At 62.3% G+C, this 14047-nt stretch carries 13 protein-coding genes; 5 read left to right on the top strand and 8 right to left on the bottom strand.

Annotated elements, in window-relative coordinates; all coding sequences use genetic code 11:
- Positions 1–38: 38 nt before the first annotated feature.
- Positions 39–1055: a zinc-dependent alcohol dehydrogenase family protein gene (locus tag AAEO81_RS12980; protein ID WP_341964007.1), complete on the top strand. Its 1017-nt coding sequence runs from the start codon at positions 39–41 to the stop codon at positions 1053–1055.
- A 47-nt stretch (positions 1056–1102) separates the two neighbouring features.
- On the opposite strand, the gene AAEO81_RS12975 is transcribed toward AAEO81_RS12980, so the two are convergent.
- Together AAEO81_RS12975 and AAEO81_RS12970 are read right to left on the bottom strand one after the other, a co-directional pair.
- Positions 1103–1420, bottom strand: coding sequence for a class I SAM-dependent methyltransferase (locus AAEO81_RS12975; protein WP_341964006.1), 318 nt, complete (start codon positions 1418–1420; stop codon positions 1103–1105).
- Between the two features lie 208 nt (positions 1421–1628).
- Positions 1629–3059 carry a transglycosylase SLT domain-containing protein gene (locus AAEO81_RS12970; protein ID WP_341964005.1) on the bottom strand — a complete coding sequence of 477 codons (1431 nt, stop codon included), beginning with the start codon at positions 3057–3059 and terminating at the stop codon, positions 1629–1631.
- Between the two features lie 327 nt (positions 3060–3386).
- On the opposite strand from AAEO81_RS12970, the gene AAEO81_RS12965 reads away from it, so the two are divergent.
- The 3 genes from AAEO81_RS12965 to AAEO81_RS12955 all read left to right on the top strand — a co-directional run bounded on the left by AAEO81_RS12965 (position 3387) and on the right by AAEO81_RS12955 (position 6344).
- Positions 3387–4190: a TatD family hydrolase gene (locus AAEO81_RS12965; RefSeq protein WP_341964004.1), complete on the top strand. Its 804-nt coding sequence runs from the start codon at positions 3387–3389 to the stop codon at positions 4188–4190.
- Positions 4191–4483: 293 nt separating this feature from the next.
- Positions 4484–5803, top strand: coding sequence for a methyl-accepting chemotaxis protein (locus tag AAEO81_RS12960; protein ID WP_341964003.1), 1320 nt, complete (start codon positions 4484–4486; stop codon positions 5801–5803).
- A gap of 319 nt (positions 5804–6122) precedes the next feature.
- Complete coding sequence (locus AAEO81_RS12955) at positions 6123–6344, top strand: hypothetical protein (protein WP_341964002.1); 222 nt, start codon at positions 6123–6125, stop codon at positions 6342–6344.
- Positions 6345–6376: 32 nt separating this feature from the next.
- Here AAEO81_RS12955 and AAEO81_RS12950 read toward each other — a convergent pair whose 3' ends face one another.
- The 6 genes from AAEO81_RS12950 to AAEO81_RS12925 all read right to left on the bottom strand — a co-directional run bounded on the left by AAEO81_RS12950 (position 6377) and on the right by AAEO81_RS12925 (position 12741).
- Positions 6377–7171 (bottom strand): thioesterase family protein, encoded by a 795-nt coding sequence (locus tag AAEO81_RS12950; RefSeq protein ID WP_341964001.1) that lies wholly within the window; start codon positions 7169–7171, stop codon positions 6377–6379.
- 99 nt (positions 7172–7270) lie between these two features.
- Positions 7271–8050, bottom strand: a complete 780-nt coding sequence (locus tag AAEO81_RS12945) for a CHAD domain-containing protein (protein ID WP_341964000.1) — start codon at positions 8048–8050, stop codon at positions 7271–7273.
- A gap of 18 nt (positions 8051–8068) precedes the next feature.
- Positions 8069–10072 (bottom strand): DUF3488 and DUF4129 domain-containing transglutaminase family protein, encoded by a 2004-nt coding sequence (locus tag AAEO81_RS12940; protein ID WP_341963999.1) that lies wholly within the window; start codon positions 10070–10072, stop codon positions 8069–8071.
- Positions 10073–10097: 25 nt separating this feature from the next.
- Positions 10098–11054: a DUF58 domain-containing protein gene (locus AAEO81_RS12935; RefSeq protein WP_341963998.1), complete on the bottom strand. Its 957-nt coding sequence runs from the start codon at positions 11052–11054 to the stop codon at positions 10098–10100.
- Entirely contained in the window at positions 11051–11968 is a 918-nt protein-coding gene (locus tag AAEO81_RS12930) for a MoxR family ATPase (protein ID WP_341963997.1), read from the bottom strand. Before AAEO81_RS12930 ends, AAEO81_RS12935 begins: the two co-directional genes overlap by 4 nt.
- A gap of 494 nt (positions 11969–12462) precedes the next feature.
- Positions 12463–12741: a hypothetical protein gene (locus AAEO81_RS12925; protein WP_166595210.1), complete on the bottom strand. Its 279-nt coding sequence runs from the start codon at positions 12739–12741 to the stop codon at positions 12463–12465.
- A gap of 189 nt (positions 12742–12930) precedes the next feature.
- On the opposite strand from AAEO81_RS12925, the gene AAEO81_RS12920 reads away from it, so the two are divergent.
- Complete coding sequence (locus AAEO81_RS12920; RefSeq protein WP_341963996.1) at positions 12931–13992, top strand: patatin-like phospholipase family protein; 1062 nt, start codon at positions 12931–12933, stop codon at positions 13990–13992.
- Positions 13993–14047 lie beyond the last annotated feature (55 nt).

Genomic DNA, 14047 nt, shown 5'->3' with positions numbered 1-14047 from the left:
AGTCATTACAACCCTAATCACATGAGTCGAGGTTGGAAATGTCCCGCGCCATCAAATTTCATCGCTTCGGCAAAGCCGATGTGCTCAGTTGCGAGGAGCAGCCTGACCGGTCACCCGGTCCACAGGAAGTGCTGGTTCGTGCCGAAGCCATCGGCATCAGCTGGGACGATGTGTTGTGGCGGCAGAACCTGGCCCTCGCCCCCGTTCAACTGCCTGCGGGCATTGGCAGCGAAATGGCCGGTATCGTCGAGGCTGTAGGCCCGGACGTCACCGATCTGAAAGTCGGCGACAAGGTCGCCAGCTTCAAGGCGATGAGCGCCAACGACTACCCGGTGTGTGGCGACCACGTGCTGGTGCCGCGCAACGCTCTGGTCCGCTACCCCGACGTATTGACGCCGGTGGAAGCCAGCGTTCACTACACGCCCATGCTGCTGGCCTACTTCGCCCTTGTCGACCTGGCCCATGTTCAGGCGGGTCAGACCGTGCTGGTCACTGATGCCGCCTACAGCCCGGGCATCGCGTTCGTACAGTTGGGCAAGGCGCTCGGCCTGCGGGTGATTGCGGCCACTCAGCACGCCGAAGACCGCGAATACCTGCTCGCCAACGGCGCGGAGCGGGTGATCGTGACCGATGAGGACGACATCTGTCTGCGCATCGACGCCCTGACCCAGGGCCAAGGCATCGAAGCCGTGTTTGACGGTTTTGGCGGCATGCAGATGTCGATGCTCGGTGACGTTCTTGCGCCTCGGGGCAGCCTGGTGCTGTACGGCCTGCGCGGTGGCAACCGCACGCCGTTCCCGGCCCTGCAGGCGTTCAAGAAGAACATGCGCTTCTTCGTGCACTGCCTGGAAAACTTCACCGGTAAAGCGGAGTTGGGGATCGAACAGGACAGCGCGGCGATGAAACGCGCTCTGGAGGTCATCAATGAACTGACCGTCAACGGGCAGCTCAAGCCTGACATTCATCGCACCTGGCCGTTCGAACAGTTCGGCAAGGCGCACAACCATCTGGACGAGGACCCAGTGAGGGGCCGTGTAGTGTTGCGGGTGCGGTAAAGCGTTCCGGCATGCAGCCGTAGCCAATACCGCCCTCAGCGGCTGATTCAGGTGCGAGTGATCAGCCCTTGCCGTGCAATGCGCGTCAGATGGCGGATCACCCCGTCGGCGTCTTCGGCGGTCGGCGACTGAACGACGGCCAGGTCGAACTGGTCATTGCCAAACCGCTCAAGGGTGTCGTGAAGGTCTATGAATTGAATGAGAAAGGCGTGGGGGCCGTGCTGGCGACGGGGCCAGCCATCGAGGTAGCGCAACAGCGTGGGCTGGTGAGAACCGCCCAGCAGGATTTTCGGATTGCGACGGCTGAACTGGCTGCCGATGGGCGCCAGACGAACGAGGGGGCGGGGGCTGGAATTACTGCTCATAGTGTCGTTTCTCGGCCTCAGTGTTCCGCTGGGCAGCGGTGAGAGGCAACACCGAACCAGCGCTTTAGCGGTATTTCGGTATCGTTGTTCACGACACCCGGCGCCCCGCAAGTAGCTGTTTAAATCGGCGCATGAGCGGCATCCTAGAGAAGCCGCACGGGGATTGTCAATTGAGTGTGTCAGGGTTTGTCGATTGTTTCGGGAACATTCATTCGCGGATCGCCACCTTGCGCGGCGAAGGGCTCTCCAGCGAACTGCGTTCCTGATCGTAAGCGAGGTAGTACTTGTTCACGCTGTTGACGTAGGTGACCACGTTCATCCCCACCTGCTCCATCGCTACCCGCTCCACCTGAAAGAACCACTGATTGGGGTTCAGGCCCTGACGCTTCGCTTCGGTGCGCATCGCTTGAACCCGCTCCGGACCCAGGTTGTAGGCGGCCAGGGTAAATGCCATGCGCTCGCGTTCGTTGATCTTCGGGCTGGCAAAGAACTTGTGACGAATCATCGCCAAATACTTGCTCGCGGCCTGCACGTTGCCATCGACGTCGTGGATATTGCCCACGCCGACCCGTTGCGCCGCCGACGGGGTGATTTGCAGCAAACCCGTCGCGCCGCTGCCGCCCTTGGCGCTCGGGTTGAGCTGAGACTCCTTGAACGCCAGCGCTGCCAGGTCCAGCCAGTCCATTTTCTGCGCATCGGCGTGGCGTTGCAGGGTCGGACGCAGTTTTTCCAGTCGCTGGCGGTCTTCACGGGCCAGCGGATAGTGAACGCGATACAAATCCTTGTAAGCCTTCTGGAACGCAGCGTCTTGATTGGCGGGCGGTTCGTAGGTTTCGAGGAAACGGTCCACCGTGGCGTGGAGCATCACCGCGTCCTTGCGCACGAACCAACTCATGTCCCCCGGATCGCTCAGCGACAGCCCACGATCGACACGCAGTTTGGGCATCACCCGCGCCCAGCGCTCGGCAATCGGCTGTTCGACCACGGTCAGGTGGTAGATTCCGGCCTGCACCATTTCCAGCACGTCTTCGACGGCAAGGCTGGGATCGACCCATTCGATTTTCACCGGCGGCAGTTTGCGCAAGGCCAGCTTCTGGTTCAGTTGCACGAGGGCTTCGTCGGCGGCGCTGCCATTGGTCAGCATGACCGTCCGGCCGGACAGTTGCTCTGGGCGCTTGAACACCCGCTCGCCCCGCACACCGACCACGACCAGCGGCACATGGCTCACCACCGGTTCAGTGGCATCGACGTAATGGGCAGCACTGGCGTCGAGCAGTTCGCCAGGGGCCACCATGTCCCCGTCGCCACGTTGCAGCGCAGCGAGCAGTTGGTCCTTGGCTTTGGGGATCAGTTTGATCGAGACTTTCTGGCCGTCGCGGGCGTGGCCGTTGAGGTATTTTTCGAAGGCTTGCAGGCGGCGGTATTCGACGCCAATCGGCTCACCCTGCACTTCACCGGAGCTGTTGCGGCTCTGATTGACGAGGACGCGCAGGACTTTGCTGCTGCGAATGGCCGACAGGTCGCGAATCTGGGTTTTCTTGACGATGACCGGTGGCCCTGCCGGGCGGGTCGAGGCCTGGGCGGATGCCGGATGGCTGATGAGCAGCAGGCACAGCGAAATGAATGAGGCTCGGATCATTGACGCTCCGGGAAAATGCCGAAAAAACGGGCTTGAAGTCTGTGTCAGGCAGCTGCGTTCGCTTCAGGCGTGCGCCTGAGCTGGCAACATCACAGGGTTCTAATCATGCCAAGCAGTTGAGGCTGCTTGATTTTTTATGGCTTCAATCGCTCTGGTATTCTTCTCGGCCTCCTCGAGACGCTGTAAAAACGTCGCGAGCGAAGGCTAGGCAAGGCAAAAACGGGTGAGGAAGCGGAGTTTAGGCCCCTAAATGAGCATTCCGAACCCGTTTTTAACGCAGCATCGCCGAGCGCAGCAGTTTTTACACCGTCTCGCTGAGGATGAACCATGCAACTAATTGATATCGGCGTCAATCTTGTGAATCCCAGTTTTGCGGGTAAGGAACGCGACGTTCTCGACCGCGCCTACGCCGCCCACGTGGACCAATTGATCCTCACCGGTACCAGCGTCGAGGGCAGCGAACAGGCCTTGCAGATGTGTCGCCAACTGGACGAAAGCGGCCAGCGATTGTTCAGCACCGCCGGGGTTCACCCCCATTCGGCGAGCGATTGGACACTGGACACTGAAAAACAGTTGCACGGCCTCCTGAAAGAAAGTTCGGTGTGCGCGGTGGGTGAATGCGGGCTCGATTTCAACCGTGACTTCTCCCCACGCCCGCAACAGGAAAAGGTACTGGAAGCCCATCTGGCGCTGGCCGTGGCCTTGAACATGCCGGTCTTTCTTCATGAGCGTAATGCCGACGAACGGTTGCTGGCGATCTTGCGCGAGTATCGCGATCACTTGCCCGGCGCGGTGGTGCATTGCTTCACCGGCGAAAAACGCGCGCTGTTCAATTATCTGGACATGGACCTGTACATCGGCATCACCGGGTGGATCTGCGACGAACGCCGGGGCACCCACCTGCACCCGCTGGTGCGCGAAATTCCGCAAGGCCGCCTGATGCTGGAAAGCGACGCGCCATATCTGCTGCCGCGCACCCTGCGGCCCAAACCGAAAAACGGCCGCAACGAACCGGCGTACCTGCCGGAAGTGCTGCGGGAAGTGGCGTTGCACCGGGGCGAAACCCCGGAAGACCTCGCTGCCCACACCACCGCCTGTGCGCGTGCGTTCTTTTCGCTGCCTGTGATGTGATCGAGGGTCGCCATCCGCGCCCACCACGAAGCCTACGTCGCGCCCGATTTCTGTGGGAGACGCCGGAGGTTACGACGGCAGCGAAGCGGAGTATCAGGCGCCTCATCCTGTGCTGATCCAACGCATTCGCGGCCGTCGTAACCTCCGGCTGCTCCCACACGTTCGGCGTCGCACGAAAACATTGCGAGTCCCAGCGATTCGGGAAATTGATACAGATCAACACGTCTGTCATGCACAGCTGAAACACTGGTGGCACCTTGCCTTATCACGTGCGATCACAGAAGAGCTTCCTCATGGGCCGCTGGTTGAGCAACATCTCGCTGAAATACAAATTTTGGGCGGTCAACGCCGTCGCGTTCATCACCACCTTGCTGTTGGTGCTTTACGCACTGAACCTGGAGCAGCACAGCCGCGCCGAGGATGCCAGGGTCGCGGCCCAGGCTCAGGCGCAGTTGTTGGCCGCGTGGCCTGCCGGGCAGCCGACGCCCACGCCCCCGCCGCTCCCCGTCGTCCCGGGACTCAACGACCTGCTGGCCGAACATTTCACCGAATACGCGGTGGCCGTGCTGGTGCTGATGCTCGCCATGCTCAGCGCGTCGCAGTTGTTGATCCGTTTTCTCCTGACCCACCTCAACACTCTCAAAGACGTGATGCTGCACGTCGAGCGCACCGGCGATCTGTCGGCGCGTGTGCCCCTCATGGGCGAAGACGAAGTCGGGCAAATGGCCAAGGCGTTCAACGCCATGCAGGCCGGTTATCAGCGCATCGTCGGCACTGTCGCGCAGTCGGCGGCGCGGCTGGATCAGGGCGCGGTGCACTTGGCGACCGGCATGAGCGATGTGCGCGAAGGCATGCTCGGTCAGCAAAGCGAAACCGACCAGGTCGCCACGGCGATCAACGAAATGACCGCCACGGTCTATCACATCGCCCAACATGCCAACGCCACCCGCGACCAATCGCAAAGCGCCGACGCCCTGGCAGGCAGCGGCAAGGCCGTGGTGGACCGGGTGCAGAGTTCGATTGCCGGGCTGTCCAGCGGCGTACAGCAAACAGCAGGAATGATTCAGCGCCTGGCCGAAGACAGCCAGAAGATCAACGGCGTGGTCAACGTGATCCACAGCATCGCCGAGCAGACCAACCTTTTGGCCCTCAACGCCGCCATCGAAGCGGCCCGGGCCGGGGAAATGGGGCGGGGTTTTGCGGTGGTCGCCGACGAAGTGCGCAACCTCGCCAAGCGCGTGCAGACCTCCACCGACGAAATCACCACCATGGTCGCCGCGTTGCAGGCAGGCACCCGCGATGCGGTGGATTTCATGCAGGAGAGTTCGTACAAGGCCGATGACTGTGTGCAGCACGCTCAGGAAGCCGGTGAGGCCCTGACGGCCATTGCCGATGCCGTCGCCCAGATGCGTGAAAGCAACACGCAGATTGCCGTTGCGGCGCAGCAGCAGAGTCAGGTGGCGGAAGAGATGAACCGGGCAGTGGTCAGCATCCGCGACGTCACCGAACGCACCGTGCGCCAGACGGTGGATTCAGCGAATACCAGTGATGAACTGGCGACCCTGGCGGGGGAATTGAATACGGCGATCGGGCAGCTGAAATTGCGGGGTTGACCCGCCGAGCACATTTGCAAGGTTCAACCCACTCCCTGTGGAAGACGCCGGAGGTTTTTTGGGTGGAACCCGAACGGGTGGTCGACACACGACTGTAGGAGCGCGCTTGCCCGCGAAAGCGCTGCGTCAGGCGCATCATCCATCACAGGCACACCGCCTTTGCGGGCAAGCGCGCTCCTACAAGGCTGCGTGGGGTCGATTGCTTTCCTCCATTCCACCTATGACGCCCATAGCAAACCTCGATTCGCCGCCGTGCGATCACGGGCCTATTCTGAACCCATCGAAAACGGTTCTTATTAGGCTTTGTGAGGTCAACGTCATGCCCAAATTCATTGCAAACCTGCACCTTGAAGAGTTCTTCTCCAGCGCCCATAAGTCCGGGCTGTCGTCGAATCTGGTGCTGTCGTCTCTGGCGTTTCCGCTGTCGATCGTCTCGGGCCTGTTGCTGCTCGACGGTGCGCTGAGCGCCAGCATCGCCTCGGCGGGCATCGGCATTCTGGGGCTCATTGCCGCGCAGGCGATCAAAACCCGAGGCCAGTAACGGTCTCGGGATGCTCCCTCCCCACTTGTCCATCAGCCAAACACGGTCACCGTCTGACGGCTGATCGCGACCAACTCCCCGCTCGGCGTCCACAACCCGGCGGCCACATGGCCGTAACCATCCCGCGCGTGCTCGATCACCGCCTTGTAGTGCGTCCAGTCATGGGTGGTCAGGGCCGGTAGCGGTTGCACGAATTCAATCGTCCAGGTCAACGAACTGCCCGGTGCCGGTTTGCTCAGGTGCGGCAGGACCGCAGGCGGCCAGGTGTCGACCAGCGCCAGCAGATGGGCCTCGGTCAACGGCTCGTCCTTCACGTCCCGCAACCGCGCATACCCGCCAATCGCTGGCGATGGCGTGCCGCTGTACGGAAAGCCGCCCAGCGCCCAACGCATCTCGATGAATTTCAAATATTCCGGCATCACGCCCGCAATGAACGGGAACGGCGATACGTCCTCCACGGGTTTCAACGTGGGCGCAGGCTCGGCCGCGACGGCAATCGATGACTCCCGAGGCGCGCCGAAGCTGCCTTGAATCAAGGTCACCGTCTCGCCGTTCTGCACCGCCCGCCCCAGCACCTGACTGACCGCCTTGCCTTCGCGCAGGATTTCCACCTCGAACGAGATCGGCACATCAATGGCGGGAGGGCCGACAAAACAGATGGCCAGCGAACGCACCGGGCGGTCGGCGGGCACTTTGGCGCGCATGGCCTCGAATTGCAGTGCCGCCATCAAGCCGCCAAAACAGGAGCGCCCCTGGGACCAGGACGCCGGAATCGTCACGGCCTGCGGGTGGGCGCGAACGGCGTCGAGCAGTTCGGAAAAGGTCATGGGCACTCCGTGGGGTTCACTGGAAACATGCCCGGATCTTAGCGAGACGCTGCTTCCCGAACAGCGCTCATAACTGCCAATTCTGCGGCCTGATCGGGATCAATGCCTCGGGGCATCGCCAAAGCAAGCGTGGGCGAGCTTGTCCAATGCCTTATCCGACTTCTCTTCGGCACGCAGGATGCCCAATTCCCAGCCCGCCACACAGGGCGAAAGGTCGTCCTGATGTTCCGCCTGGGCGAGCCATTGCAGGTGATCGTGCCAGTCGCCCAGCGCCCCTTGCGCCGACTTCAAGCGTTTCTGCATGCCGTCGGGTTGGTGACTGAGTTCGGGGTAGGCTTCGGCGGCGTAACGCACGCGCTTGATCAACAGCCGCAGACGATGCCGATCGTGAGCCGGGTCGGCCATGGCTTCGCGCAGTTTCTTCCACTGTTTGTCCATGCGCTTTTCAATGCGCTGGCGCAGTTTCTTGAGCAACCCGTGACGCTGTTGGGCGCGCAGGAACGCGGGCAGTTGATCGAGCACCCCGAACAGCCGGTTCAATTCCGGAGACGTTGCGACCTGAGGGCAGGCGGTGTTCAGAAACGTCGTGCGTTTGAGCGCCGCCTGACCCTGGCCCTGCTCCACCAAAAACGCGGCCAGCACCTGCATGTCACGCAGCGGCGTGGTCAGGGCACCGACACCCTTGGCGGCTTCTTCGACCTGGTCCAATCCGGGCAACCCGCGCAAAGGCCGCAGCACACTGCGCAGACGCCGAACCGTGGTGCGCAGGTCATGCAGCGCTTCGCTGTCGGTGGACGCGGCCAACCTGGCATGGCATGCCAGCAGCTTGACATTGAGACTGAGAATCTCGGCGATCAGGTGATCGACCATGGCAGACATTGAACACTCCTTGGTTTTTCATGACGACGGCTTGTCTTTGACCGCTGACAAGCGCCAGGGCAAACGGCGACGCAAGTGTTTGAGACGCCGACGCAGGTGCCCCACCGAACCGGACACACCGGCATAACGCTGGGCTTCGAATTCCTGAGCGAACCCTTCGATGGCCTCGGCATGATTCGGGAAGCGCTGGGCGGCGCGGGATGCGAAGGCCCGAGCCCCTTCCCCCGGCTGACGTTTTAGACCGTGCCGCGCCAACAGACGTTCGAACCTGTTGAACAGGCGCAGCTGCGAATCGCTCTCCCGCCGCCACGGCTTGAACAGCCACAGCGCCAGCAGCCCGAGAATGACCACCGCGCCGCCCGCGAACACCGGCGCCTGAAAGCCCGAAAACCAACGGCCCAGCACCTGCAATTGCTGCTGCCCCTGATACCCCAGCACCCAGCGCTGCCAGCCGTAGTTGAGGTTATCCCAACTCAAGCGAATCGAATTGATCCAGGCCAGGTGACGGTAACGCAGCACTGACATCGGCGAATCTGCAAGAAACGCTTCATCATCGCCAAGTGCCGCTTCCAGCCCCTGTTCGATCCGGGCCGGTGACACGGCGGCGGTCGGGTCGACGCTGCGCCAGCCGACACCCGCCTGCCAATACTCGACCCAGGCGTGGGCATCGAACTGGCGCACGCTGATGTAATTGCCGTCCGGGTTCAGCTCTCCGCCCTGATAGCCCGCGACCACCCGCGCGGGAATGCCCGCTGCCCGCAGCACGAAGGTCATGGCCCCCGCGTAGTGCTCACAGAACCCGGCGCGGCTGCCGAACAGGAAATCATCGATGCCGTTCGGCCCGAGGGTCGGCGGTTTCAGGGTGTAGCGGAACGGCTGTTCGGTGAAGTACGCCAGCAGGCTCTCTACCAGCGCGTCAGGCTTGGGGTGGCGCCGGTGCATGTCCGCCGCCCATTCCCGGGCCTCAGGATTGCCTTTGGCGGGCAGTTGCAAATCCTGGGAGCGCGCTCCGTCACTGAGGCTGGTTTCCCGCACCGCAGCGGGCCATGCGTTGACGCTGTACAGCACCGACTGCTCAATGGGCCGCCGACGCTGCCAGCGGAAATCGCTCATCTGTCGCGCACCGACAAGGTCGGTTTCGCCGACGTCCAGGGTCATCAGCCACGGCTTGCCGCTGGGTTCCATGACCACGCTGTAGCTGACTTTTTCACCGGTCTTCCGCCAGTCAGGCGCATCGGGCACCAGCGCGCGGGACGATTGCGACCAGCGACGCCCGTCGAACTGCTCCAAGGTCAGGCCGCGCCAATACTGCTGATTGCGCGGTGGAACCGGCCCTTCGAAACTGGCGCGAAACACCAGCGCCGCCGACCGGCTCAGCTCGGCCACGTCCCCCGGCGCCATCGTGTCAGAAAGCCCTGTCAGCCCCTTGTTGCTGGGCTGCGGCAGGGACCACAGGGGGTCAAGACGGGGAAAGAACAGAAACAGCAGCAACATCAGTGGCACTGCCTGCAACAGCAGTTTGCCCGCCAGTTTCAGGGTGCCCGCCGGTTTGCTGGACAGGCTGGACTGCTGCAGGCCGATCAGCCCCGCCAACAGGGTTGCCACTGGCAGCAGCGTAAACAGGCCCCAGAGCAGCGCGTCTTCGAACAGGTAGCCCACCGCCACGCAAAAAAAGCCGAGAAAGATCAGCACCAGCGCGTCTCGCCGGGTCTGCATTTCCAGCATCTTGAGGATGAACGCGGCGATCAGCAGCGCGGCGCCAGCGTCGAGCCCGACCAGACTGCCCCGCGCCAGAAAAATCCCGCCCGCCGTGCCCACCAGCAGCCCGGATTTGATCCAGGTACCAGGCATCCGCACACGCATGCGAAAAATCTGGATGCGCCAGAAACTGCACACCAGCCACAGCACCACTAAGGCGATAGGGATGTGCATCGAAAACGGCACGATGACCAGGGCCTGAGCGATCAGCAGCCAGTTGAGGCTGACCCGGGGAATCGGCTGGGCAAGGTTGGCGGAGGTCATGCCTGCGCCACCTTGAGGCTCGGTTTCATGCCCGCACCCCGTACAGCGCCAATTGCCGCAGGCAGGCCTCGCGGTGAGCGTCGCCGCTGTCCACCGCCGACAGAAAACCCGGCAAGCGAAGGGCGAACGGCTGCTGTCGGTGGGACAACTCCAGCACCCAATAGCACAGCCGCGACAGGCGTTCTTCGATGTCGCCGCCCAAGGCCATGAAGTCCAGGCACAGGTCGTGGCCGCTCAGGTCAGTGAATTCCTTGACCATCAACCCTTGCCCCCGCGACCAGGCTTTCCAGTGCATGCGACGCATGGAATCCCCCGGCTGCCAAGGGCGCAAGCCTTGATAATCATCAACGCCCTGCCCCTGGGTCGCCTGGCCATCGTCGTCGGCGTGGGGCTGAACCCCTTGCAGCAACGGCAGACTGCCCGCCACCGGGCGCGGGTAAATCAACACCGTCTGCTCCAGGTCCAGCCAGCTCCAGGCACGGAAGATACCCAGCGGAAACACGCTCTCGACCCGCAGACGCGGTGCCCGCAACCAGCCGCGATTGAGCGCGGGCAAGGTCAGCGCCACCTCCACCTGCTGTTCAGGCTCGACATCGGTTTGCTCCAGTTTTTCGGTGTCCCAGCCCAAGGCGATAGCCTGATGACCGTTGGACGCGCTCTCCAGACGCAGACGCAACTGGACCGGCTCGCCGACAAACACCGAACGGGCATGGGTCGCGCTAAGCACCAGCCCGCTGAAATTGCGGTAGGTATGGAGAATGCCGAGGATGCCCACCGACGACATCAGGAACGTCAGGCCGTAGGCGAGGCTGTTCTGGTAGTTGATCGACACCAACAGCAGCAGAAACAGCACGAGCATGAACGTGCCCCCCGCCCGGGTCGGCAGGATGAAGATTTGACGGTGATTCAGCTCGATCCGCGAAGCCGGGGGGATGCGACGGCCCACCCAGCGCTGCCAGAACGGCTTGAATTGGGGCATCAAAGCACCGGCACCTCACGCAGCAGCCATTGAACCAACGCCCCGCCGCCATGCCCGGTCGGGTCGCTGCGGTCGCGCAGGCGATGACCGATCACTGCGGGCAGGATCGCTTGAACGTCTTCCGGTATCACGTAATCGCGCCCGATCAGCAGTGCCCACGCACGCGCCGCCGAGAGGATCGCCAGGCTCGCCCGGGGCGACAGGCCGTAGGCGAACTGCGGCTGACTGCGGGTGGCGTCCACCAACCGCAACACGTAATCCACCAGCGCGTCGCTGGCTCGCACCCGACGGGCTTCCGCTTGCAAGGTCACCAGTTCAGTGTGGTCGAGAATCGGCTCGATGCGCGGCAGCAGTTCCCGCCGCGATTCGCCCAGCAGCAACGCTTTTTCAGCCGAGCGCGCCGGATAGCCCAACGACAGTCGCATCAGAAAGCGATCCAGTTGCGACTCGGGCAACGCGAAGGTGCCACCCTGGCTGAACGGGTTTTGCGTGGCGATGACAAAAAACGGATCAGGCAGCAACCGGGTGGCGCCTTCGATGGTCACCTGCCCCTCTTCCATGGCTTCGAGCAACGCGCTCTGGCTTTTCGGCGTGGCGCGGTTGATCTCGTCCGCCAGCACCAGTTCGGCGAAGATCGGCCCGGGATGGAAGGTGAACTGCCCTGTTTCCCGGTCGAAAATCGACGTGCCGAGGATGTCTCCCGGCAACAGGTCGGAGGTGAATTGAATCCGCTGAAAGCTCAACCCTAGCACCCGCGCCAGCGTGTGGCTCAGGGTGGTCTTGCCCATGCCGGGCAAATCTTCGATCAGCAGATGACCGCCGCCCAACAGACAGGTCAGGGCCAGACGGACTTGAGGCTCCTTGCCCAACACCACTTCATTGATTGCGTTGAGACACGCATCCAGTTTTCTGCCCATCGGAAAGCCTCCCCAGGCGACAGCTCTTGGCTAATAGGACTGCAGCAGATGCCAGACGTGCAGCCACTTTAAAGTCAGCGTAGGCCTTTTCGCCAGAGCGGATGAGGGGAATCGGGAGGATTTATGAGGAGGATGCGGGGACAGGCGTTCTGACGCGAGATTTTCAGGCCTGGCCGGGACCTGTAGGAGCGAATTCATTCGCGAGAGGCCAGTACGTTCGACAGGTTTCTATCGTCTGTCCCCGTGTCTCGCGAATGAATTCGCTCCTACAGATCACCGGCCCCGAATCATTCGGCATTGGCAGGAAAGCATCAACGCCCGGCGCGGGATTCGCGGATGCATCTCCCTTTGGCCCTCTCTGTAGGAGCAAATTCATTCGCGAAGGCGGTACGTCTGGCACAGATGAGGGCCGGCCAAATCCTTTCGCGAATGAATTCGCTCCCACAGGGGATGTGCGTGTCCGCTAATACCGGCGCATCAGCCGACAGCGAGGCTTATCGCCCGGCGCGGGACTCGCGGATGTAGAAACGCGCCTTCTCGGCTTTCTCATTGCAGCCTTCGAACGCTTCGAACTGTTGCTGGGTCTTGGCGCCGGTCAACAGCGAAAGCGCTTTGGAGTAGCTGACGGTCCCGGCAAAACCTTCGGCTTTGGCGAGGTCCAGTTCGTGCCAGGCGGCGTCCAGGTTGGTGGCGCAACTGTCGCGATAAGCGGTTTTCCCCGCGCAGCCTGTGAGAACAAGGGCGAGCAGTGGCAGGCAGATCCAGGCTTTCATCGGGTGTTCCTCAAGGGTGGAAAGTCAACAATGGAATCAACGATGCGGGTTTGACGATGCGGCGATGTAAAAGTGCCATAACGACAGGTCGCAGGGCCGTTGTTTTTTGTCGTAGCGGTTATACACGCGCCGGATGAAAAACAGCACCCTTGGGCGTAGGGTAGAGCCACTGAAACGGGGAGCCTGCGAATGAAAAAAAGAATCGCGCTGGTCTTGGGGTCCGGGGGCGCCAGAGGCTATGCACACATCGGGGTGATCGAAGAACTGGAGCGGCGCGGCTACGACATCGCCTGCATCGCGGGTTGCTCGATGGGCGCGGTGATCGGGGGGATTTACGCAGCGGGCAAACTGCCGGAATACAAAGCCTGGATCGAGAGCCTGGATTACCTCGACGTGCTGCGGCTGGTGGACGTGAGCTTTCGGCTGGGGGCGATTCGCGGGGAAAAAGTCTTCGGGCAGATTCGGGAGATCGTCGGCGAGATCAACATCGAAGACCTGCGTATTCCCTACACCGCCGTGGCCACGGACCTCACCAACCAACAGGAAATCTGGTTCCAGGAAGGCAACCTGCACTCGGCCATGCGTGCCTCGGCGGCGATTCCCAGCCTGTTCACCCCGGTGGTTCAGGGCAATCGCACGCTGGTGGACGGCGGCCTGCTCAATCCGCTGCCCATCGTGCCGGTGGTGTCCAGCCACTGCGACCTTATCGTGGCGGTCAACCTCAACTCCACCAACCAGAAGCAGTACCACTTGCCGGTGATCGAACGCCCGCCAGCCGTGAAGAAACGCTTCGACGCCCTGATCAACTCCATCGGCTCGCACCTGCCGTTTCGCCGCAAAATGGACGTGGCGGCGGGCGATGTGTTGCGTCTGGAACAGGACAGCCTCAAGACCACGGCGGCCACCCTGCCCGACTCCTGGCTGGGCCAACACGACGCCGACGCTGCTGATCCCCAAGGCCAGCAACCCGCCGCCGCGCCGACCGAACCGGGCGCTCCGAAGTCGGCCAGCGGCTCGGTGATCATCGACAACGTCGGGCCTGCGTCCCTGCTCGATTTGATCAACCAGAGTTTCGAGGTAATGCAGACGTCCCTGGCGCAGTACAAGATCGCCGGGTATCCGCCAGACATCCTGATCAACGTGCCCAAGCGCGTGTGCCGGTTTTTCGAGTTCTACAAGGCCCCGGAGCTGATCGCACTGGGACGGGAGATTGCGCGGGATACGCTGGATCGGTATGAGCGGGAGCATTGAGAGCAAGGGTGAGACTGATGCACCGCCTTCGCCCGATCGCGGCCCGTGCCGACAT

Origin of the sequence: Pseudomonas sp. RC10 (assembly GCF_038397775.1) — a bacterium.
GTDB lineage: Bacteria > Pseudomonadota > Gammaproteobacteria > Pseudomonadales > Pseudomonadaceae > Aquipseudomonas > Aquipseudomonas bambusae.
This window is presented reverse-complemented; position numbering and strand designations above follow the sequence as displayed.

What these genes read in the sequence shown, in the direction of transcription:
- AAEO81_RS12965 (WP_341964004.1), top strand. Translation starts at nt 3,387, where the DNA reads ATGCAACTAATTGATATCGGCGTCAATCTTGTGAATCCCAGTTTTGCG.
- AAEO81_RS12920 (WP_341963996.1), top strand. Translation starts at nt 12,931, where the DNA reads ATGAAAAAAAGAATCGCGCTGGTCTTGGGGTCCGGGGGCGCCAGAGGC.
- AAEO81_RS12955 (WP_341964002.1), top strand. Translation starts at nt 6,123, where the DNA reads ATGCCCAAATTCATTGCAAACCTGCACCTTGAAGAGTTCTTCTCCAGC.
- AAEO81_RS12940 (WP_341963999.1), bottom strand. Translation starts at nt 10,072, where the DNA reads ATGACCTCCGCCAACCTTGCCCAGCCGATTCCCCGGGTCAGCCTCAAC.
- AAEO81_RS12960 (WP_341964003.1), top strand. Translation starts at nt 4,484, where the DNA reads ATGGGCCGCTGGTTGAGCAACATCTCGCTGAAATACAAATTTTGGGCG.
- AAEO81_RS12945 (WP_341964000.1), bottom strand. Translation starts at nt 8,050, where the DNA reads ATGTCTGCCATGGTCGATCACCTGATCGCCGAGATTCTCAGTCTCAAT.
- AAEO81_RS12930 (WP_341963997.1), bottom strand. Translation starts at nt 11,968, where the DNA reads ATGGGCAGAAAACTGGATGCGTGTCTCAACGCAATCAATGAAGTGGTG.
- AAEO81_RS12950 (WP_341964001.1), bottom strand. Translation starts at nt 7,171, where the DNA reads ATGACCTTTTCCGAACTGCTCGACGCCGTTCGCGCCCACCCGCAGGCC.
- AAEO81_RS12970 (WP_341964005.1), bottom strand. Translation starts at nt 3,059, where the DNA reads ATGATCCGAGCCTCATTCATTTCGCTGTGCCTGCTGCTCATCAGCCAT.
- AAEO81_RS12925 (WP_166595210.1), bottom strand. Translation starts at nt 12,741, where the DNA reads ATGAAAGCCTGGATCTGCCTGCCACTGCTCGCCCTTGTTCTCACAGGC.
- AAEO81_RS12975 (WP_341964006.1), bottom strand. Translation starts at nt 1,420, where the DNA reads ATGAGCAGTAATTCCAGCCCCCGCCCCCTCGTTCGTCTGGCGCCCATC.
- AAEO81_RS12980 (WP_341964007.1), top strand. Translation starts at nt 39, where the DNA reads ATGTCCCGCGCCATCAAATTTCATCGCTTCGGCAAAGCCGATGTGCTC.